Origin of the sequence: Pantoea sp. S61 (genome assembly GCF_016625145.1) — a bacterium.
Lineage (GTDB): Bacteria > Pseudomonadota > Gammaproteobacteria > Enterobacterales > Enterobacteriaceae > Pantoea > Pantoea rwandensis_B.
The window spans coordinates 23,678-43,717 of sequence record NZ_JACVUO010000023.1 but is presented as its reverse complement, the minus strand read 5'-3'; the positions used below and the strand labels follow the sequence as shown (position 1 = coordinate 43,717).

The following is a 20,040-nucleotide window of genomic DNA, read 5'->3' as shown; positions in this document are numbered from 1 at the left end:
CCAGTGGAAATCCAAAAAAATGCAATATATCGACCCTGCTAATAAGAAATTCGCCAGTCTGTCTCCTGCCGTTTGGCGCGCCTCGACCGTAGTATTTGATAACTTTGAGGAATTTGCCGCGCGCAAAGAGCGTCAGCCTGATGGCTACAGCTATGGGATTACCGGCACGCCAACGGCGCGCGAGCTCGAGCGTCGGGTGGCCGCGTTGGAAAATGCGCAGCACTGCATCGTTGTACCCTCCGGGCAGGCTGCGCTTATGGTGTCTGTGATGGCTTTCGTTCGCGGTGGTGACCATTTGCTCATCTCAGATTCCTGCTACGGCGCGCTGAAAACCTTTGCCCGCAATTGGCTGAGCCAGATGGCGGTGGAAGTCGAGTTTTATCCTCCGACCATTGATGGTGGGATCGAAGCACTGATCCGTCCTAACACCCGGATGATCTGTATGGAGGCACCTGGGACGGTGACCATGGAAATGCAGGATGTCACGGCAATCGTTGCGGTGGCCAAAAAGTATGGCGTCAAAACTATGCTTGATAATACCTGGGCTAGCCCACTCTACTTCCGTCCGCTCGACCACGGTGTCGATTTTTCGATTGAAGCCGCGACCAAAATGTTTGGAGGACATTCCGATTTATTAATGGGGACTATCAGCATGAATAATGCTGAGGACTATGCGGTTCTACGTGAAACCCAGAGCATCATGGGACTGAATACCAGCCCAGAGGACTGTTTCCTGGTACTGCGTGGGCTGGAGACGTTCCCGCTTCGGCTTCAGCACCAGAGTTCCAGTACGCGAAAAGTGGCCGCCTGGCTTGCGGAGCAGCCGCAAATTCACAGCGTGCTATTCCCGGTACTGGAAAGCGACCCGGGACATGAAACCTGGAAAAAACAGTTCAGCGGCAGTGGTTGTCTGTTTTCATTTATTTTCCAGCCCGGCAAAGAGGAAGCCATCAGCGCTTTCTTTAACGCGCTAAATCACTTCCCGATTGGCGCCAGCTGGGGTGGAACCCATAGCCTCATCGCCTATTACCCTGCAGGTCAGCAGCAGGCACGGGCGTTTACGCCAACCCAAGAAGCAATCATTCGCATCTCTATCGGGCTTGAAGACCCGGACCTGCTAATAGCAGACCTGAAACAGGCGCTGAACGCCTGGCAAATGGCTGCCGGTTAGATTTTTCTTACAAGACGACAGACAAGGGTATAACAATGAAAATGCAACGCCGTGTTTTAGCCCTGGCAACTGGGGCTATGCTTTCCCTGAGCAGTTTTACCGCTATTTCCGCTGACAACTCGCTGGCCAGTCTTCGTGCCAGAGGCGATATTCGCATTGCCAATACCCAGGCCAGCCCCCCGTGGAGCTTTATTAACGATCAGAACCAGCCGGATGGTTATGACGTCGCTATGGCGAAGGAAATCACAAAGCGTATCGGCATTCCTCACATCACTTTTGTAGCGGATACATTTAAAAATTTCGTCGAGGGCCTGAAAACCGATAAATACGATCTGGTGATGAACGACCTGACGCCAACGCCCGAGCGGGAGAAGCAGGTAGATTTCTCAGAACCCTACGGCGTTGAAGAATTCCGCATCTATGTGCTGGACAATAATAAAGATATACATGAACAGCACGATTTAGCAGGTAAAAAGGTCGGTGCCACGGCAGGGACTACTAATGAGTCCTGGTCGCGTGAGCATCTCACCCGCTCTGATATCCTCGCTTATGACAACGGCGGACTTGTCTTTAACGATCTGGCGACAGGACGCATTGATGCGGTGATTTCTTCCTACTTCGGTGGCGAGCGCTATCGCAAGGCAAACAATCTGCCTATTAAAGCTGTTGGGCAGCCATTGACCTATCAGCTCTCTGCCGCTGCGCTGCCAGAAGGGCACAGTAGCCTCAAAGCGGCCATTGACGAAGCAATCAGAGGCATGATTGCCGACGGCACTGTTTCAAAGCTTTCGCAACACTATATCGGGCCTGATTATCAGATGGTGGATGATATCGCTAAAGCCAAAGCCGAGGTCAAATAATGTATGAGCTTTTTCTGCGCGCGCTGCCGCTGCTGAAACAGGCCATTGTTATCACGCTGGGCCTTGGGCTCAGCGCGTTTGTCCTGGGCAGCATACTGGGTATGGCGATTGCTCTAATGAGGAATTCCGCGCTACGCATTTTGAGGATCATTGCCTTCACCTATGTATCAATATTTCGCGGCACACCGCTGTTAGTGCAGATCTTGCTGGTTTACTTTGGCCTTCCCCGGCTGGGCATAACACTGGATCCTATTCCCGCCGCGCTGACGGCGCTGACGTTGTTTTCGGCTTCTTACCTGAGCGAAAACTTCCGTTCAGGCATTAACAGTGTGGATAAAGGTCAGTGGGAAGCTTGCAACGCTATGGGAATGGGGTACTGGACAAGCCTGAAACGTATCATCCTTCCTCAGGCGTTTCGGATTGCCCTGCCGCCGCTCGGCAGCCGTTTGATCGCATTAATGAAGGACACCTCACTGGCCTCCACGGTGACAGTTATGGAGCTGACGCGCGTGGCAGAACAGGTAGGCGCAACGACCTTCCGCTATATGGAAATGTTCCTGATGGTGGGATGCATATACTGGCTGATTAATCAGGTGCTCACCATTCTACAGACCTGGCTTGAGGGCCACTTGTCGAGGCATATGCGATGAACAAAGCAGTACTTAAAGTTTCCGTGACCTCGCTGGCAAAATCTTTTGACCGGCAGCCCGTACTGCGGGATGTAAACCTTCAGGTTTATGCCGGAGAAGTGGTGGTCATTCTCGGGCCTTCAGGTTCTGGTAAGACGACACTGCTGCGTTCTTTGAACTTCCTTGAACAACCGGACAGCGGTGATATAGAGGTATGTGGTCATCACATACGTGTACAGCAAGGAAAAGCGCTCTCTCGAGCAGAAAAACATGAAATTACCCACTTGCGGCAAAAAACGGCGATGGTGTTTCAGTCATTCAACCTCTTCCCGCATAAAAGTGCACTTGAAAACGTGACTGAGGGCCTGATTAGCGTGCGAAAGTTGCATAAAGATCAAGCCAATCAGCGAGGTCACGCATTGCTAAAGCAGGTTGGACTGGCTGAGAAGGCCGACAGTTATCCGGCAAAACTATCCGGTGGACAGAAACAACGCGTTGCAATCGCACGTGGGTTGGCAATGGATCCGGAAGTTATCTTTTTTGATGAGCCGACTTCCGCGCTGGATCCGGAGCTAAGGGATGAGGTTCTGACAGTTATGCGTGATTTAGCCAAGGCAGGCATGACAATGATTGTCGTGACGCACGAACTGAGATTTGCCAGGGAAGTTGCTGACCGCGTGATCTTTATGGAAGGCGGAGTCGTGATTGCAAACGAAGAACCTGAGATATTTTTCGGAAAAAGTTCAAGTTCGCGCGTTCAGCAGTTTCTTTGCAAGTACTAAAGCATAAATGGTTTGGATTGAGTGCATATCTCTATAGGTGTTCACCAATGACGTTAAGGCTATTATTAATGGGGTATGCTTATTTGAATAATAAACCACTACACTTGGAGGTTGCGTATATATAATCATTGCTTTAATGATATGGTCAGCATTACTCGGTTGAAATAAGTTTTTGAGTTCGTCAGCAGGACTTAAAGCGCTATAATTTGATTTATTATCAACTGGTAAAATTACTACTGCTAAATTATATGGCCGCCGCAAGCACGGCGGTCCAGATTCCAATTTTAGTATCCATCATGGCCTGATTGAAAATTATCACCTCTCTAAGGTTTGTCTGTCCCAATAAAATAGGCAGGGACGGCTTCAAGTTTTAAAATTTACAGGATCACCTGAAACAATAATTTCATCACCATCAATTCTATTGTAAAAGCAACTTGTCCGTCCAGTATGACAGGCGCCACCTCCTTTTTGGTCTACATAGAGCAAAACTGCATCGCCATCGCAATCAAGATGAATACCATGTATTTCTTGAGTACACCCAGATGATTCCCCTTTACGCCAAAGACATCTCCTTGAACGAGACCAGTAACAGGCTCTGCCGGTCACTAAGGTTTCCTTTAAAGCTTCTATATTCATCCAAGCCAGCATCAAAACTTCTTTCGTATTGTACTGCTGAGCAATGGCAGCGATTAATCCCTGGCTGTTCCAGGGGATGGCGCTTATAACATCATCTAATGCAAAGCGCTGACCATTACTGGCTTTTTCCATATCATTAAACATGATTTCCTCATTAAAAATGAACTCCTTTATAAGTGAGAGTAGTTTTTCATTATATAACTACCCTCACTAATTTAATTAACCGGATAAATTATTTTTTATCAAAATCCTCCGATATACCGCTTACTACAGGCTTAGACTGGGATTGTCTTCCCAAATCTGTCAACAATCACGCCTGGCATATCACTGGTCATGGTCATACCCTCTTGATAATGAATCACTGAGCGAATGGCCTCACCTCTTTTAAGCAAATCAAAAGCCACGTTTAGAGCCTCGTGCCCCATATTATGGGTAATGTAAGGGTCGACATTAATATCCCCTTTCAACCATTCATCAACCATTTTCGGCAGGCCGGTGCGGCCGAGCACTCCGCCAAAGGCTGAACCTCGCCACACGCGGCCGGTCACTAGCTGAAACGGCCGTGTGGCGATTTCTTCCCCGGCTCCGGCAACACCAATGATGATGCTTTCACCCCAACCTTTGTGGCAACATTCCAGCGCTGCTCGCATCAAGTGGACATTGCCAACACACTCAAAAGAGAAATCGACTCCGCCATTGGTCATTTCCACAATGACTTGTTCGATTGGTTGTTTAAAGTCCGCAGGATTGATGCACTCATGCGCTCCTAATGATTGAGCCAAAGAAAATTTTGCGGGATTGACATCAATACCAATGATCCTCCCTGCACCCTGCATGACCGCACCTTGAATAACAGCCATGCCTACTGCGCCCAAACCAAATACGGCAACAGTATCGCCAGGTTTTACTTTCGCGGTATTACGGACTGCACCAATCCCGGTTGGAATGGCACAACCCATAATTGAGGCTTTTGCAAGTGGAGCATCCTGACTGATCTTAGCCACCGCAATTTCGGGTAGAACAGTATATTCACTGAAGGTACTGGTACCCATATAGTGAAATATTGTCTTACCTTTATAGGAAAAACGGCTGGTCCCGTCAGGCATGAGCCCTTCACCTTGGGTTTTGCGTATGCTTTGAGATAAGTTAGTTTTACCTGATTGGATATAAGGACAGTTTGGGTCCTCTGGTGTGTATAGAGGAATGACATAATCGCCGGGTTTCACAGAGGTGACACCTCGTCCAACATCTTCAACAATCCCACACCCTTCGTGTCCGAGGATACAAGGAAACTTACCTTCCGGGTCACGACCTGACAATGTGAACACATCTGTATGGCAAAGACTTGTTGTCACGATTCGAACAAGTACTTCACCATCCTTCGGACCATCGAGGTCGATCTCCTCAAATTCAAGCGGTTGGTTTGGCGCCCACGCTATAGCTGCTCTGGTTTTCATTACTTCGCATCCATTATGTTATAACATTACGTTAAGGGTAATGTGTACCGTCAGAGGATGTTAGGGGGGGACGCAAAGATGTCCGTTTTAGAGGGGAAAATGTCCGAGTGTTACGGTTGTAGGCATTCCTTCAGACGTTATTAATAACCGAGTGTTATAAGAGTAAAAATTTAATGCCTATGAAAAGTGTTGATATCATCATTTATCCGGGATTCAAAGCTATCGAAGCAGTAAGTGCGGTGAGCGTATTCGAATACGCAAATTTCAGATTAGAACAGGAAAAAAAGCCACCTGTTTATGATATTACACTTAGTGCTCCTAGTGCGGGCATGATCCGATCGGATACTCTGGTAGTTCTTGAAGCTGAAAAATCATTAAGTGAGAATGATTTTCCTGATATTGCGTTGGTAATGGGATCTAGGGACATCCAAAAATCTCTTGTGCAGCAACCACAACTGGTTAATTGGTGCAGACGAGCAGCAGCCAAGCCAATTGAACTGCTTGCGGGCATCTGCACGGGTACTTTTTTCCTGGCTGAAGCTGGGCTCCTAAATGGTTTACCAGCCACGACGCATTGGAGCGCCACTGCTATGCTGAAGAGTAATTATCCACTCATCGACGTAAAAGATGATGCGATATTTGTGAACTCAGACAAGCTTTGGACTTCAGCAGGTGTTACTGCTGTTATTGACTTGGCTCTGGCATTGATTGAAAAAGACTTGGGACACTCCATTGCGCTTGATGTAGCCCGCGAACTGGTTGTGTTTATGAAGCGGCCGGGTGGGCAAGCACAATTCAGTCAGCATCTCTCTAGCCAGATGACCCGACACGATAGTGTTCGCGATCTTCAGCAATGGATTCTTACAAACCTCGAAAAATCGCATTCAGTCGTTGAATTGGCGAAGCGAGTAGCAATGAGCCCCCGTAATTTTACCCGCGTATTTTATCGGGAAGTCGGATGTTCACCTGCAGTGTTTGTCGAGCGTTCCCGAATAGAATTGGCACGCCGACAATTGGAGGAAGGCGGAAAAACTATTAAGGTGATAGCGCATAATTGTGGCTTTAGTTCGGATGAACATTTAAGGCGAGTTTTTAAGCGTAATTGTGGCGTAACCCCGAAAGAATATGCGTTGCAGGTTGTAAATTAAATGATGATTTTTATTCAACTATAGGCAACAGTATTGGTTTTATATCTGACTTGTACACTTTGTGCTTTGATTCGTTTTTTACCCTATTATGGTAGGGGGTATAGATTTATTACTGTATTTTTTCTTAAACTCACGACGCTTAAGAAAGATTTCAATTGTACTAAATCCTCTTGGCTGCATTCTGCGCACAGGAGTATTTAACGCTATTAATAAGCCTGATTCATAACGGTTATATTTTTACGGTAGTTCTCAAACAAATTGTTGCCTGATAAGCTTGTTAAAGCCTAACCACGGTTATAACTATAGGCTTAAATTTACGTCTAAATACACAATCGGAATGGAAGACTTATGGCTGAAAATATTAAAGATAAGGTTATTGTGATTACGGGTGCTTCAAGCGGGATGGGCGAGGCAGCAGCACGTCATCTGGCTGAGAAAGGGGCCCGTGTTGTTGTCGCTGCACGTCGTTTGGACCGTATCGACACCCTCGCAGCAGACATAAATAGAAGTGGAGGCACGGCAATTGCTGTCGTCACAGACGTGACTAATCAGGAAAGCGTCTCACAACTTGTTAATGTTGCAATTGAAAAATGGGGGCGTATTGATGTGCTCATTAATAATGCAGGCGTAATGCCCCTGTCCTTACTCGAACAAACAAAAGTCAATGAGTGGGATCAGATGATTGATGTGAACCTGCGCGGAGTGCTGTACGGTATCGCGGCAGCATTGCCATACATGAAAGCCCAGAAATCTGGACATATCATTAACAACGCATCCATTGCTGGGCATCTGCTTTTCCCGGCCTCAGCCGTATATTCAGCAACAAAATTTGCTGTCAGGGCCCTTACAGAAGGTCTTCGAAGTGAAGTGGCCGGTTACAATATTCGGGCCACCATTATCTCACCTGGAGCGGTAACTACAGAATTACTGGATCACATTAGTGATAAAGATATCCAGTCTATAAACCAAGACTACGTTGGCAAAGTCGGCGTGCCTCCAGAAACGTTTGCTAGGATGGTTGCCTTCGCTATTAACGAGCCAGATGACGTAGGGGTGAACGAAATAATCTTCCGACCTACCGCTCAGGAACTATGATTCTTAACTGAATCCGCGATCCGGTCGTGCCATGGGCGACCAGAGGGCTAGAAAGGGAAGGCAGAGAGGGGGAGTATTTTCAGGACACGCTGACATAAGCAATACAGACAACTTCTCAATCATCTTTCTTTTCCGCTGCCACCTATCACACTAACCAAGATGATAGGTGGCAGAAACCAGCTATATCAACAATTAATCCAATAAAATCGGTTTACTCGTGGATTTTTACACCCAGACAACCGCGAACAAATGCAGGATTAAAATGTTTCACTGATTCGCCAACGTAGCCTAAATCGAGTGAATTTATTTGAGTCATTTCATCATCCGTCAGTGAGAAATCCCAGATAGCAATGTTCTCTTCAATACGCTTGATATTTGTGGATTTAGGAATGACTGTAACACCACGTTGTAAATTCCAGCGAAGGATAATCTGAGCAACGGATTTTTTATGGTTATCGGCAATCGCCTGAAGGACCTCATTTTCAAAAGGCTTATGTCTCCCGCCTCCTAATGGAGCCCAAGCTTCTGGCTGAACGTTGTAATACTTCATGGTTTCAATCGCGTCAGGTTGTGCGAAATAGGGATGTAACTCAACCTGATTCACCATCGGTTTAATTCTGACTGTTTCGCAGAAGTTCGCCAGGACATGAGCATAAAAGTTAGAAACTCCGATCGCTTTCAGTTTCCCTGCATCATAGGCATCTTCTAATGCTCGCCACGCGCTGAAATAATCACGCATTGCCTGATGGAGTAAATAGAGGTCAAAATATTCTAATCCTGATTTTTTTAAGGAGTTTTCAATGCCTTGCTTAGCCGAGTCAAAGTCGGCCATGTCCTGCACCCACAATTTTGAGGTGATAAATAATTCTTCACGAGTACACAAGCCAGAAGCGATGGCTTCACGGACAGCGTCACCAACGGCATCCTCATTTCCATAAACAGCGGCGGTGTCGATAAGACGATAGCCTGACCTTATCGCATTCAATACAGACTGCTTGCATTCTTCTTTGTCCGTCACTTGAAAAACGCCAAAACCAGCCATTGGCATCTTTATGTTGTTACTTAAGACTGTATATTCCACGATTGCAAATCTCCGCTTGGGCAAAGATATAATATTAGGGTATGGAGCTGGATATGATAAGTGGGTGATATTCGATTGCACTTATGAAACTTAATCATGAATGCTAAATGTCTGAAATTCACATGGAGTACTTTTTCATCAATCTTTTCAGAGGAATATGTGAACTCACAGGGAGATGACTGGTTGGCAATGCTCTTAGAAAAAAATTCATTAAAAATTAAATTAAGTTTAATGTTGAAGTTTTATGGGGCTGACTGCATCACTGAATGGCGCAAAGCTCTTCACCTGTCATTTTTATCAATGGCTGGTCAAGGATTATTTGAGGTTGCTCAAAATCAGTTGATATTTATCCTTGATTTATATTGCTGTATCTAACTGCTTCAACAAAGGCTAAAAAAGCTGGGGACATATTCCTTCTGTTTGGATAGTAAAGGTGAAATCCTTCGAATAGAGGACTCCAGTCCCCAAGAACCTCTATTAGATCACCATTATTAATATGATCTTTGACCATGGCCTCAGGAACATATGCTAAGCCAATTTCATCTAAAGCACCGTTCAGAACATGGACTATGCTGTTGGACAATAATGGACCATTAACTCTCACATTAATCTTTTTCTCCTCCTTTTCAAACTCCCATGTATAGATACTGCCAGCAGGAGAATGGCGGATATTAATGCAGCGATGAACTGATAAATCCTGAGGAACAGCAGGAAGTGGGTAAGACTTAAAGTAAGCTGGGGAACCCACAACGGAGAGTCGCCAATCCGGTCCCATGCGGACTGCGATCATATCTTTGCTGATGGATCCACCCAATCGTATACCCGCATCAAAGCGTTCTGTCACAATATTGGTGAAACTGTAATCGATACATATCTCAACACTGATGTCGGGATACTTTGCCAGAAAAGCCGGTAGCATAGGGCGTAACAACCCTTCAGCCGCATCATCAGAGCAGGTAATACGAATATTGCCGGCCGGTTTATCGCGTAACTCACTAATCTGGTTTACTTCACTGTTAATTTGGTCAAACTAAGGCGCAATGCTTTGCAGCAAACGCTCGCCTGCTTCGGTTGGCGCCACGTTGCGAGTAGTGCGTGCCAGCAACCTGACGCCGATACGCGCTTCAAGATTACGAACGGTATGGCTCAATGCTGAGGGGCTGACCCCGAGAGTTACTGCCGCTTTAGTAAAGCTCTGCGCTCGCGCAACCGCAATAAAAGCCTGTAAATCGTTCATGACCACACCTCATTACTGATTAATCCTCACAAGTTAGTAGAAATTACCCTGTATGTGGCGGGTATTCCAATTCATTCGGACAGCGCATTAAAAAAAAGCACACAAGGTTACAGATACTTATTCATCGTCAACCGTACTTAGGGGATTGTTATAGCGCATGAAAAGATTATTGAATTTTCCTCATAACCACATTTTGCCAGAGACTATTCATAAATCTTCTATTCTTTGTAAGGATTAAAAAATTTCCTTTCACCTGCCATTTCTGCGTGTAGCGCAAGACTGCTAAATGCCAATCAGTCCCGTGAGTGGTGGGTTTTTTTAGAGCAATGCATGACCTGTGGGAGCGTACAACGATGGAACTGCACATTAACAACCAGACCTACCAAATTGATGCGGATGCAGACACACCGCTCCTGTGGGTGATTCGTGATGATCTCGACATGACGGGCACCAAGTACGGCTGCGGCTTAGCACAGTGTGGTGCCTGTTCTGTGATGATTGACGGGCAGATTGTGCGCTCCTGTGTCACGCCAGTCGAAAAAGCCAGCGGCAAGCACATCACCACCATTGAAGCGATTGAAAGCAATGATCTGGGTAAACGTATGGTGGCGGCGTGGGTGAAACATCAGGTGCCACAATGTGGTTATTGTCAATCAGGACAAATCATGGCGGCCATGGCGCTGTTACAGCAATCTGCCCATCCTTCTGATGAACAGATTGCGGCGGCTATGGTCAACCTCTGTCGCTGTGGAACCTACAACGCCATCCGGTCGGCTATCAATGAAGTGGCGGGTGCGGGGGATCAGGCATGATGCGCCGTGCACGGGAGGAAATGGAAACGCTGAGTGAACAACCGGCTAATCTTTCACGCCGCCGTTTTCTGGTGGCTACCAGCAGCCTGGCGGGTGCCTTTGTGCTGGGCGTGGGATTACCGATTGGACAGAGTCGTGCGCAAACAGCGGTAAATGCACTGCCTGCCGGTACGCGTGTGCCTGCTTTTCTCGAGATTCGGCCAGACAGCTCAGTGCGTTTTTTATCCCCGTTTATTGAAGGGGGACAGGGCATTTTCACAGCGATGGCGCAGATTGTCGGTGAGGAATTAGATGCCGACCCGGCGACCTTTGTGGTCGAGAATGCGCCAGCAGGCTCCGATTATAAAGTGATGGACAGTGGGATACGTATTACCGGAGGAAGCCAGTCTGTCCGGTCTAGCTATACCACCATGCGGCGTCTTGGCGCGCTGGCTCGACAAATGTTGCTTCAGGCTGCTTCGGCGGAACTCTCCGTTCCGGTGGATCAACTTCATACCGAGCCGGGCCGCGTAATCCATGCGTCGTCCGGGCGTTCAGTCTCTTATGGCGACCTGGCTGCCCGTGCACGGGATGTGCCCGTTCCGCCTGTAGACACCATCAAACTTAAGGACCCCGCGCATTTTCGCTGGATTGGTAAACCGGTACAGCGTCTTGATATGCATGAGAAATCAACCGGGCAGGCCATCTACACCATTGACAGTCGAGTAGAGGGCATGCTGCATGCAGCCGTACAACATGCCCCGCGCCTTGGACTGAGTGCCGGTGAGATCCGCAATGAAGCGCAGGTCAAGGCGATGAAAGGCGTGCACTCTGTACATGTGCTGCCTGGCGCTGTCGCCGTGGTGGCTAAACGCTGGTGGCAGGCAAAACGCGCCGCAGAAACCTTGCAGGTGGTGTGGAACGAACCGGAAAAGCCAGACGGGAATTACATGCCAGCTGATTTTTCCTCTGATGCCTTTATTACAGCTTTGGCACAGCAGCCCGGCCAGGGTGAGGACGCGGAAGTGAAAGGGGATATCGCCCAGGGGATGTCTGCGGCGAAAACCACACTGAGCGCCACCTACCACAGCCAGTATCTCAATCATGCGCAACTTGAACCCCCTTCGGCGCTTGCGCGCTTTAATGCGGATGGCTCACTGGATCTCTGGCTCCCGAATCAGGCACCTGAGATGTTTCAGGCTGATGCTGCCAAACGTACCGGGCTTGATCCAGAAAAAATCAGGATCCATTCGCCCTTGCTGGGCGGTTTTTTTGGCCGCCATTTTGTCTATGACACGGCGATGGTGTATCCCCAGGCGATTGCGCTCGCCAAAGCCGTGGACCGGCCTGTCAAACTTATCTGGAGCCGTGAAGAAGAGTTTCTGCGCGATACCCACCGACCTGCGGCGGCGGTGCGATTTAAGGCGGGCCTCGATGCCGAGGGCTATCCCATCGCGCTGGAGGCGATCAGCATTTGTGAAGGGCCGACGGAAGGTATCGCAGGTCAACAAGGGGCGAAACTCGATCCCACCGCAGTAGAAGGCCTGGCGGGTAAGTCCTATGCCATTCCCAACGTGCGCATTGCGCAAATCTATAATAAGGGACCGGTTAAATTGGGCTACTGGCGTTCGGTGGGTAACTCGATGAATGATTTTCTCTACGAGTGTTTCCTCGATGAGATCGCAGAGAAGAGCAAGCTCGACCCGTTTGCGCTCCGACTGCGTTTGCTGGAGGGCAATCAACGGTTGACCACCTTGTTGAATGCGGTGGCTGAGCTATCCGGCGGCTGGCAGGCAGGTCCTTACACCGCATCCGACGGCAGCCGTCGTGCACGCGGTGTTGCCATGGCGTCTCCTTTTGGTACGGAAGCCGCGGCGATCGCGGAAGTGTCCATCGAAAACGGCCAGGTGGTTGTGCATCAGGTTTGGGAGGCAATCGATCCTGGCAGCATTGTGAACCCAGCGATTGTTGAAGCACAGGTCAACAGTGCGGTGGCGCTTGGACTGTCTCAGGTACTGCTTGAAGAGAGCGTCTATGAAAAAGGGCAGCCGGTGGCGCGTAACTACGACATGTATCCGATTTTACCTCCCTCACGTATGCCAAAGGTGCAGGTGCGGATCGTGGAAAGCGGCGCAAAAATGGGCGGCATTGGCGAACCGCCACTGCCCGCGGTGCCACCTGCTGTGGCTAATGCGGTTTCGCGACTCACTGGCGAACGCGTTCGCTCTATGCCTCTTTCACGTCTGAAATTTAGCTAAGCCTGCCACGGCTAAAGGGAATGAACCATGAAAATGAAACGGCTTAGCCTGGTGCTGGCAGGTCTGGTGTGCGTGGCCGCTGTGGTCACTGTATGGCTAACGCGCCCACCCGCTTCAACGTTTGATCATGACACTGCGGCAACGACACTGCCCTCCGCCGACCTGATTAAGCAGGGGGAGTATGTCGCTCGTCTGGGTGACTGTGTTGCCTGCCACAGCACGCCGGACAGTGCCCCTTTCAGTGGTGGTCTGGCGATGGCAACACCGGTAGGAAAAATCTTCACCACCAATATTACGCCGGATAAAGAGACCGGTATTGGCCGCTATACGCTGGCCGACTTTGATCGCGCCGTCCGTCACGGCGTCGCGCGGGATGGGCATCGTCTCTATCCCGCGATGCCTTTCCCGTCTTATCAGAAGTTTTCGGATGACGATATTGCCGCGCTGTATGCTTTCATGATGCAGGGTGTCAAACCTGTATCACGTCAGAACAGGGCGTCTGAAATCCCCTGGCCGCTGAATATGCGTTGGCCGCTGGCATTGTGGAGTGCGGCTTTCTCGCGTGGTGGCCCTTATCAGCCGCAAGAGAACCAGGATGCACACTGGAATCGGGGGGCTTACCTGGTTGAAGGCCCAGGCCATTGTGGTAGCTGCCATACGCCACGTGGTCTGGCTTTTAATGAGAAAGCGCTGGATGCCAGCAGTGATGATTACCTGGCCGGTGCATTACTGGACGGCTGGTACGCCCCCAGCTTGCGTAATGATGCCAATACCGGCATCAGCCGCTGGAGTGAACAGGATGTCGTCACATTCCTCAAGCAAGGCCGTAACCAGCATGCGGTGGTGTTTGGCTCGATGGCGGATGCGTTTAATAACTCCACCCAATTTATGAGCGATGACGATTTAAAGGCAATCGCCCACTACCTGAAAGCCCTGCCACCCGGAAGCAACAATGCCGGCAATCAGTGGCAGTATCCCGAGGCGGCTAAATCCGCTGTGAGTGACCACCCCGGCAGCCAGGTCTATATGGCTCGCTGCAGCAGTTGCCATGGTGCTGATGGCCGTGGGCAGGCACCGTGGATCCCGCCACTGGCGGGCGCTACGTCGATGCAGGTGGATCCGTCATCCTCAATCAACGTGGTGCTGAACGGCTCTGCGCGTATTGTGGCAAATGGCTTACCGGATGCCTATCGCATGCCGCCTTACCGTAAGCAGCTTACCGATCAGCAGGCCGCTGACGTGCTGAATTTCATCCGCTCGTCCTGGGGCAACCAGGGAACGAAAGTTGAAACCAAAGCGGTGACGGATATGCGAGAGAAGACCGATCCGGCGAGCAGTAGCGTCATTATTTTACAAATGCGTTGAGCAATGATGCGCTGCCATACTGTTGCTGCATTCAGCGTAATGCAGCTTCTTAACGCCCTAACCGGAGAAGTACATGCATCATCTTGATGTGCAGGTTTTGAACGCAACGCTGGCATGGGTTGAGGAGCAGCCAGTGTGGCTATGTACGGTCCTCAGTACTTTTGGATCGTCACCGAGACCGCCTGGCGCAATGATGGTGATCAGAGGTGATGGCCGCTATTGCGGATCATTGTCTGGCGGTTGTGTGGAAGAGAGCTTTATCGCCCGTATTGGCGACGATCTTTTTTCCTCGCCCAGTCAAATTGTGCGTTATGGTGACGGCGGCTTTGAACCGGACAGAGCGTTACCCTGCGGGGGGATCGTGGATATCCTGGTTGAAAAACTGCTACCGGGGAAAGAGACGCTCGACTACCTACGACAGATGTATTCAGCGCTGACGGGGCCGCATTCCGTGATTAAGACGCTGAAGTTGCCCGAACCGTGCCACTCGCTTCAACCCGGGACGTATCTGAGTCGGACGCATACGCAAGTGCAGGGGACGGAAGTCGTGCTGACACTGTGTGCCCCTCCCAGAGTGGTCATCGCTGGACTCTCCAGCGTGGCGCTTTACTGCGCTAATTTTGCACAAGCGCTGGGATTTGAAACACTGGTGTGTGAGCATCGAGAGGACGTCTTGCTGAACCTGGGGGATGAGCTTGAAGCATCTGTCACGTTAATCAGGCAGTTTCCCGCGACTTATCTTGAGCGCGAAGGTTGCCACTCAGGCACTGCTATTCTCTCCCTTACCCATGACCCGCGCATTGACGATCTCACGATGATGGAGGCAGTTAATTTGCCAGCTTTCTATATAGGGGCCATGGGGTCGCACAACAACAGCCTGCGGCGTAAAGAGCGGCTGGTCAGGATTGGCGAGCTTCATCCTGAGCAAATTGATCGCATACATGCACCGGTGGGTATGGATATTGGTAGCAAAACACCCGCTGAAATTGCGCTATCCATTCTGGCCGATATCGTACGTCATAAAAATGGCCTGGTGGACGCTCAGCAGCAGAGGGAAGGCGCAACGTGAACCTTATCATTCTGGTCATGGCGGCAGGCTACAGCAGTCGCTTCAGGCAGTCCGGCCAAGGGAATAAACTCGCTGCGATAATGCAGGGCAAGCCGGTGCTTCAACATACGCTGGATAACGTGCGTGCCACTGGTTTTGACTTCTGTGTGGTGGCTCGACCTGAGGACCTTGAACTGCATGGTTTCATGGCACAGGAACGCATCGTGACCTGCTCAAGTGAGGGACTGGGGGAATCTATTGCTGCTGGCGTTTCCGCTACAGCAGAATATGACGGTTGGCTGATAACCCTCGCGGATATGCCTTTTATCACGCCATCCAGCTATCAGAAAGTTGCGCATGCGCTGCGCAACTCACCCCTGGTGCGTGCACGAATAAAGGGTATGCAAGGCCATCCCGTCGGCTTTCAGCAATCCTTCTATCCGCAGCTTTGTGCATTAAAGGGTGACAGAGGGGCGAGGGAATTGCTGAATGCTGATGCTCTCACGGTAGTTGACTTATCAGACCGCGGCTGTATCACGGATATTGATACCGCTGAAGATCTGACGCGGTGTAATCAGGATCCTTACTTATAAGAATATGAGGCAGACCCGCTGCAAGGTCTTTTTGACAGTACAGCGGGTTAGTGTATTCGGGTAACGCTAAGCGGTCTGAGGTAATGCCTCCAAGAGTTTATCCAGCTTGACTGGATAGTCTCTGACTCTGACACCCGTCGCGTTGTAGATGGCATTCGCAATGGCCGCCCCGACACCGCATAATCCCAGTTCACCTACGCCTTTGGCTTTCATCGGCGAAGAAACCGGGTCGGTATCTTCAATAAATATGACTTCCTGTTCGGGAATATCAGCATGAACCGGCACTTCATACGCTGCCATATCGTGATTGACAAAGAATCCTAAGCGGGTATCCACCGCGAGTTCTTCCATCAGGGCGCCGCCTAATCCCATCGTCATCGCACCGATGACCTGACTTCGCGCGGTTTTCGGGTTGAGTATTCGACCAGCTGCACAGACAGCCAGCATGCGGCGTACCCGCACTTCACCGGTGTAGATATCCACCGCCACCTCGGCAAAATGCCCGGCAAAGGTGGATTGCTGATAGTGCTGATCGAGATCGCCAAACTCAATCGTATCTTCTGCCGTCAGTGTGCCTTTGGCCGCCGCCGCAGAGAGCGGGACGCTGTGGTTGCCTGAGCGAACCTGCCCTTCCACAAACTCAGCGTCATCAGGATTGATGCCCAGTGCTGCCGACACCTGCTCACGCAGCTTCACACAGGCGGCATAAACGCCGGCTGTTGAGGTATTCGCGCCCCACTGACCGCCCGATCCTGCAGATACCGGGAAATCTGAATCTCCCAGTTTCACCGTCACTTGTTCGACAGGCACGCCCATCATTTCTGCTGCCGTCTGGGCGATGATGGTATAACTGCCGGTACCGATGTCCGTCATGTCGGTTTCGACGGTGACGACGCCTTGTGCATCCAGATGCACCCGTGCACCGGAGGGGGCGAGAAGATTGTTGCGGAATCCAGCGGCCACGCCTAAGCCCACCATCCAGCGCCCGTCCCTTACATGCGCAGGTATCGAGTTGCGCTTTTGCCAGCCGAATTTATCTGCACCCGTGCGTAGACACTCAATCAGCTGGCGGCGTGAGAAGGGGCGTTGGGTATCGGCGGGATCAACCTGAGTATCATTTAGGATGCGGAATTGTACCGGATCGATACCCGCTTTCTCTGCAATCTCATCTATGGCAATTTCCAGCGCCATTAATCCCGGCGCTTCACCCGGTGCCCGCATCGCATTACCTTCCGGCAGATCAAGCGTTGCCAGACGCAGGCCCGTCAGACGGTGGGCTCCGGCATAGAGGAGTTCTGTCTGTTGTACGGCGGTCTCAGGCGTACCGTCCGGTAAGTTACCCGACCAGCTGATATGAGAAATGCCCGTGATATGCCCGGACTTGTCGGTACCAATGCGAATATGCTGGTTCGTCGCAGGTCGATGGGTGGTGTTATTAGGTATCATTGGCCGGGGCAGCATCACTTTCACTGCGCGTTTTACGACACGCGCACCTAAAGCAGCCAGCAGGGCATCACTGCGCAGAAACAACTTCCCGCCAAAACCACCGCCAATATAAGGCGACAGCACCCGCACTTTTTCCAGCGGCAGGTTCAGGGTCTTCGCGAGATCAGTTCGACACCAGTTAATCATCTGATTTGACGTCCAGACCGTTACCCTGTCCCTATCCCACAGGGCCATTGAAGCATGAGGTTCCATGGCCATATGGCTTTGATCCGGCGTGGTATAGGTCTCGTCCAGCACAAACGCTGCTTCGCTCAGGGCTCGTTCTGCATCGCCCACGGTTTTATCCGGGGTATCTTCCGGTGCAGAGGTGACGTAGGGTTTCGCATCCTCGAGGCTGTAAACGCCTTCTTCCTGCTCATAGCTGACCTCAACCAGCTGGGCCGCGGCACGTGCCTGTTCAAACGTTTCAGCGACAACTAGTGCCACAGCCTGATGGTAATGTTCGATATGATATTCAGCCAGCAACGTTGCCGTGTTCATCTCCCCCTTACCGAGTTTTCCCGCGTTTTTAGCGGTGATAACGCCTAGTACGCCCGGTGCGCGTTCAGCGGCTTCGGTAATGAGTGAAGTGATTTTTCCTTTGGCAATCGGGCTCCCCACCACATATCCATACGCGACATCGGGCGCTTCATCATGCCATTCATACGCGTAAGGCGCGCTACCGGTGGTTTTGAGCGGACCATCAATGCGATCAAAGGGACGTCCCACGTATCTGAGCTGGTCGATAGGATTGGTGCCGGCAGGTTTCTCAAATTTCATGGCTTTGCCCTCGCTTCTGCCAGTACCGAAGCCAGGGTGCGCTTCGCCAGTACCAGCTTAAATTGGTTATCTGCCATAGGTTGCGCATCCTCAAACAACTTATCAAAAACCGGCTGAGTACCATTAGGCAGTTCGCTGTCTGCCGATGTCCGCCGCCAGGGCTGGTGTGCCACACCGCCCACGGCGATCCTTCCTGAGTTATCGCGGTGTACGATAGCCGCAATGGAAACCAGCGCAAAAGCATAAGAAGCGCGGTCGCGCACCTTACGGTAGATGTGCGTGCCTCCCACCGGCGGCGGCAGTACCACTGCGGTAATCAATTCGCCAGCGTTAAGCACCGTTTCAAGATGAGGCGTCTGACCCGGAGCGAGGTAGAATTCATCGATTGGAATAGCGCGCTCGCTGCCATTTGGGCTGACAGTTTCGATGGTTGCATCCAGCAGTCGCATTGCTACGGCCATGTCGCTGGGATGGGTCGCAATACAATCGTTACTGACACCCACCACGGCATGATGACGACTGTACCCCCCGATCGCCGCACAGCCGCTGCCGGGCTGACGTTTATTGCAGGCCTGATTGGTGTCATAGAAGTACGGGCAGCGCGTGCGTTGGAGCAGATTTCCTGCGGTCGTGGCCTGATTACGTAACTGACCGGACGCCCCCGCAAGCAACGCGCGTGAGAGAACCGCGTAGTCCCTGCGCACCCGCATGTCTGCGGCAAGATCGGTGTTACGCACCATCGCACCGATACGCAGTCCACCTTCCTGGGTTGGCTCAACCTTATCCAGCGCTAAACCGTTCACATCAATAAGATGAGCGGGGGTTTCTATCTCCAGCTTCATTAAATCCAGCAGATTGGTGCCGCCAGCAATAAACTTTGCGCCGGGATTTTTTTGTGCGCGGGTGGCGGCTTCTCGAGGAGAGGTGACTTTTTCATAGCTGAAGGCTTTCATGATGTCTGGCCCTCCGCATAGTCTTCAATGGCGGCGAGGATATTAGCGTAGGCCCCGCAGCGGCAGATATTCCCGCTCATGCGCTCGCGAATTTCATCTGCATGCCGTGTTGGCTGCTCCAGCAGATCTGAGGAAACGTGGCTGGGGATCCCGTCTGCAATCTCTTTAAGTACTGCCACGGAAGAGCATATCTGTCCCGGCGTGCAGTAACCGCACTGATAGCCATCATGTTTGATGTATGCAGCCTGTAGCGGGTGCAGGTTGTCAGGCGTTCCCAATCCTTCAATGGTGGTGATCTCTGCATGCTGCTGCATCACCGCCAGTGTAAGGCATGAATTAATGCGTCGCCCATCTACGATAACGGTACAGGCACCGCACTGGCCATGATCGCAGCCCTTTTTGGTCCCGGTGAGATGCAGGTGTTCGCGCAGGGCATCCAGCAGAGTAGTGCGGGTATCCAGATGCAGTGACCGCTCCTTACCGTTCACATTTAAGGTCACCGACATCATGGCGGGTGGTGGTGGTGTGGTCGCTAATCCATGCTTACCCAACGCGGCAACGGATGAATCACTGGTCGCGGTTGCAGTGCTGGCTTTATCGTTATCCTGCTGGTGGTTAACATTGTGTGGGGTGCTCATACCCGGCCTCCAGTAAAAAAAGTAGGGTGCCTA

The 20,040-nt window shown here is 50.8% G+C and carries 18 protein-coding genes and 1 pseudogene; 12 read left to right on the top strand and 7 right to left on the bottom strand.

Features of this window, described 5'->3' with window-relative positions:
- Positions 1-19 precede the first annotated feature (19 nt).
- From metC to IAE30_RS26590, 4 genes are read left to right on the top strand one after another with little or no spacing between them, the layout of a single operon-like run.
- Entirely contained in the window at positions 20-1,171 is a 1,152-nt protein-coding gene (gene metC, locus IAE30_RS26605; protein ID WP_200539138.1) for a cystathionine beta-lyase, read from the top strand.
- A 35-nt stretch (positions 1,172-1,206) separates the two neighbouring features.
- Positions 1,207-2,031: a transporter substrate-binding domain-containing protein gene (locus IAE30_RS26600; RefSeq protein WP_200539139.1), complete on the top strand. Its 825-nt coding sequence runs from the start codon at positions 1,207-1,209 to the stop codon at positions 2,029-2,031.
- On the top strand, positions 2,031-2,681 hold the full coding sequence (locus IAE30_RS26595; protein WP_200539140.1) for an amino acid ABC transporter permease: 651 nt from the start codon (positions 2,031-2,033) through the stop codon (positions 2,679-2,681). Before IAE30_RS26600 ends, IAE30_RS26595 begins: the two co-directional genes overlap by 1 nt.
- Positions 2,678-3,442 carry an amino acid ABC transporter ATP-binding protein gene (locus IAE30_RS26590; protein ID WP_200539141.1) on the top strand — a complete coding sequence of 255 codons (765 nt, stop codon included), beginning with the start codon at positions 2,678-2,680 and terminating at the stop codon, positions 3,440-3,442. Before IAE30_RS26595 ends, IAE30_RS26590 begins: the two co-directional genes overlap by 4 nt.
- Before the next feature lie 363 nt (positions 3,443-3,805).
- Here the strand turns inward: IAE30_RS26590 and hisI are convergent, their stop codons facing one another.
- The gene (gene hisI / locus IAE30_RS26585; RefSeq protein ID WP_200539142.1) at positions 3,806-4,222 is read right to left on the bottom strand and encodes a phosphoribosyl-AMP cyclohydrolase; all 417 of its coding nucleotides are present in this window, start codon (positions 4,220-4,222) and stop codon (positions 3,806-3,808) included.
- Positions 4,223-4,353: 131 nt separating this feature from the next.
- Entirely contained in the window at positions 4,354-5,535 is a 1,182-nt protein-coding gene (locus IAE30_RS26580) for an S-(hydroxymethyl)glutathione dehydrogenase/class III alcohol dehydrogenase (RefSeq protein ID WP_200539143.1), read from the bottom strand.
- A 179-nt stretch (positions 5,536-5,714) separates the two neighbouring features.
- Here IAE30_RS26580 and IAE30_RS26575 point away from each other — a divergent pair, with 179 nt between their 5' ends.
- On the top strand, positions 5,715-6,683 hold the full coding sequence (locus IAE30_RS26575; RefSeq protein WP_200681294.1) for a GlxA family transcriptional regulator: 969 nt from the start codon (positions 5,715-5,717) through the stop codon (positions 6,681-6,683).
- A 348-nt stretch (positions 6,684-7,031) separates the two neighbouring features.
- Entirely contained in the window at positions 7,032-7,778 is a 747-nt protein-coding gene (locus tag IAE30_RS26570) for an SDR family oxidoreductase (RefSeq protein WP_200539145.1), read from the top strand.
- A 211-nt stretch (positions 7,779-7,989) separates the two neighbouring features.
- On the opposite strand, the gene IAE30_RS26565 is transcribed toward IAE30_RS26570, so the two are convergent.
- The gene (locus tag IAE30_RS26565) at positions 7,990-8,859 is read right to left on the bottom strand and encodes an aldo/keto reductase (RefSeq protein WP_200539146.1); all 870 of its coding nucleotides are present in this window, start codon (positions 8,857-8,859) and stop codon (positions 7,990-7,992) included.
- Positions 8,860-8,955: 96 nt separating this feature from the next.
- On the opposite strand from IAE30_RS26565, the gene IAE30_RS26560 reads away from it, so the two are divergent.
- Complete coding sequence (locus IAE30_RS26560) at positions 8,956-9,234, top strand: hypothetical protein (RefSeq protein ID WP_200578530.1); 279 nt, start codon at positions 8,956-8,958, stop codon at positions 9,232-9,234.
- On the opposite strand, the pseudogene IAE30_RS26555 reads toward IAE30_RS26560, so the two are convergent.
- Positions 9,206-10,096, bottom strand: a pseudogene (locus IAE30_RS26555) (LysR family transcriptional regulator). The gene IAE30_RS26560 and the pseudogene IAE30_RS26555 overlap by 29 nt on opposite strands.
- 353 nt (positions 10,097-10,449) lie before the next feature.
- On the opposite strand from IAE30_RS26555, the gene IAE30_RS26550 reads away from it, so the two are divergent.
- From IAE30_RS26550 to IAE30_RS26530, 5 genes are all read left to right on the top strand, one after another.
- The gene (locus tag IAE30_RS26550) at positions 10,450-10,908 is read left to right on the top strand and encodes a (2Fe-2S)-binding protein (protein WP_200539147.1); all 459 of its coding nucleotides are present in this window, start codon (positions 10,450-10,452) and stop codon (positions 10,906-10,908) included.
- Positions 10,905-13,145: a xanthine dehydrogenase family protein molybdopterin-binding subunit gene (locus tag IAE30_RS26545; protein ID WP_234465546.1), complete on the top strand. Its 2,241-nt coding sequence runs from the start codon at positions 10,905-10,907 to the stop codon at positions 13,143-13,145. The genes IAE30_RS26550 and IAE30_RS26545 overlap by 4 nt, the downstream gene beginning before the upstream one ends.
- 27 nt (positions 13,146-13,172) lie before the next feature.
- A complete protein-coding gene (locus tag IAE30_RS26540; RefSeq protein WP_200539148.1) occupies positions 13,173-14,510 on the top strand; it encodes a cytochrome c in 1,338 nt (445 codons plus the stop codon).
- Positions 14,511-14,583: 73 nt separating this feature from the next.
- Complete coding sequence (locus IAE30_RS26535; RefSeq protein WP_200539149.1) at positions 14,584-15,579, top strand: XdhC family protein; 996 nt, start codon at positions 14,584-14,586, stop codon at positions 15,577-15,579.
- Positions 15,576-16,151 (top strand): nucleotidyltransferase family protein, encoded by a 576-nt coding sequence (locus IAE30_RS26530; protein ID WP_353621450.1) that lies wholly within the window; start codon positions 15,576-15,578, stop codon positions 16,149-16,151. The genes IAE30_RS26535 and IAE30_RS26530 overlap by 4 nt, the downstream gene beginning before the upstream one ends.
- A gap of 66 nt (positions 16,152-16,217) precedes the next feature.
- Here the strand turns inward: IAE30_RS26530 and paoC are convergent, their stop codons facing one another.
- From paoC to paoA, 3 genes are read right to left on the bottom strand one after another with little or no spacing between them, the layout of a single operon-like run.
- Entirely contained in the window at positions 16,218-18,416 is a 2,199-nt protein-coding gene (paoC, locus tag IAE30_RS26525) for an aldehyde oxidoreductase molybdenum-binding subunit PaoC (RefSeq protein WP_200539150.1), read from the bottom strand.
- Entirely contained in the window at positions 18,413-19,369 is a 957-nt protein-coding gene (locus IAE30_RS26520) for a xanthine dehydrogenase family protein subunit M (RefSeq protein WP_200539151.1), read from the bottom strand. Before IAE30_RS26520 ends, paoC begins: the two co-directional genes overlap by 4 nt.
- Positions 19,366-20,007, bottom strand: a complete 642-nt coding sequence (gene paoA / locus IAE30_RS26515) for an aldehyde dehydrogenase iron-sulfur subunit PaoA (protein ID WP_200539152.1) — start codon at positions 20,005-20,007, stop codon at positions 19,366-19,368. Before paoA ends, IAE30_RS26520 begins: the two co-directional genes overlap by 4 nt.
- Between the last annotated feature and the right edge of the window lie 33 nt (positions 20,008-20,040).

What these genes read in the sequence shown, in the direction of transcription:
- metC (WP_200539138.1), top strand. Translation starts at nt 20, where the DNA reads ATGCAATATATCGACCCTGCTAATAAGAAATTCGCCAGTCTGTCTCCT.
- IAE30_RS26600 (WP_200539139.1), top strand. Translation starts at nt 1,207, where the DNA reads ATGAAAATGCAACGCCGTGTTTTAGCCCTGGCAACTGGGGCTATGCTT.
- IAE30_RS26595 (WP_200539140.1), top strand. Translation starts at nt 2,031, where the DNA reads ATGTATGAGCTTTTTCTGCGCGCGCTGCCGCTGCTGAAACAGGCCATT.
- IAE30_RS26590 (WP_200539141.1), top strand. Translation starts at nt 2,678, where the DNA reads ATGAACAAAGCAGTACTTAAAGTTTCCGTGACCTCGCTGGCAAAATCT.
- hisI (WP_200539142.1), bottom strand. Translation starts at nt 4,222, where the DNA reads ATGTTTAATGATATGGAAAAAGCCAGTAATGGTCAGCGCTTTGCATTA.
- IAE30_RS26580 (WP_200539143.1), bottom strand. Translation starts at nt 5,535, where the DNA reads ATGAAAACCAGAGCAGCTATAGCGTGGGCGCCAAACCAACCGCTTGAA.
- IAE30_RS26575 (WP_200681294.1), top strand. Translation starts at nt 5,715, where the DNA reads ATGAAAAGTGTTGATATCATCATTTATCCGGGATTCAAAGCTATCGAA.
- IAE30_RS26570 (WP_200539145.1), top strand. Translation starts at nt 7,032, where the DNA reads ATGGCTGAAAATATTAAAGATAAGGTTATTGTGATTACGGGTGCTTCA.
- IAE30_RS26560 (WP_200578530.1), top strand. Translation starts at nt 8,956, where the DNA reads ATGAATGCTAAATGTCTGAAATTCACATGGAGTACTTTTTCATCAATC.
- IAE30_RS26550 (WP_200539147.1), top strand. Translation starts at nt 10,450, where the DNA reads ATGGAACTGCACATTAACAACCAGACCTACCAAATTGATGCGGATGCA.
- IAE30_RS26545 (WP_234465546.1), top strand. Translation starts at nt 10,905, where the DNA reads ATGATGCGCCGTGCACGGGAGGAAATGGAAACGCTGAGTGAACAACCG.
- IAE30_RS26540 (WP_200539148.1), top strand. Translation starts at nt 13,173, where the DNA reads ATGAAAATGAAACGGCTTAGCCTGGTGCTGGCAGGTCTGGTGTGCGTG.
- IAE30_RS26535 (WP_200539149.1), top strand. Translation starts at nt 14,584, where the DNA reads ATGCATCATCTTGATGTGCAGGTTTTGAACGCAACGCTGGCATGGGTT.
- paoC (WP_200539150.1), bottom strand. Translation starts at nt 18,416, where the DNA reads ATGAAATTTGAGAAACCTGCCGGCACCAATCCTATCGACCAGCTCAGA.
- IAE30_RS26520 (WP_200539151.1), bottom strand. Translation starts at nt 19,369, where the DNA reads ATGAAAGCCTTCAGCTATGAAAAAGTCACCTCTCCTCGAGAAGCCGCC.
- paoA (WP_200539152.1), bottom strand. Translation starts at nt 20,007, where the DNA reads ATGAGCACCCCACACAATGTTAACCACCAGCAGGATAACGATAAAGCC.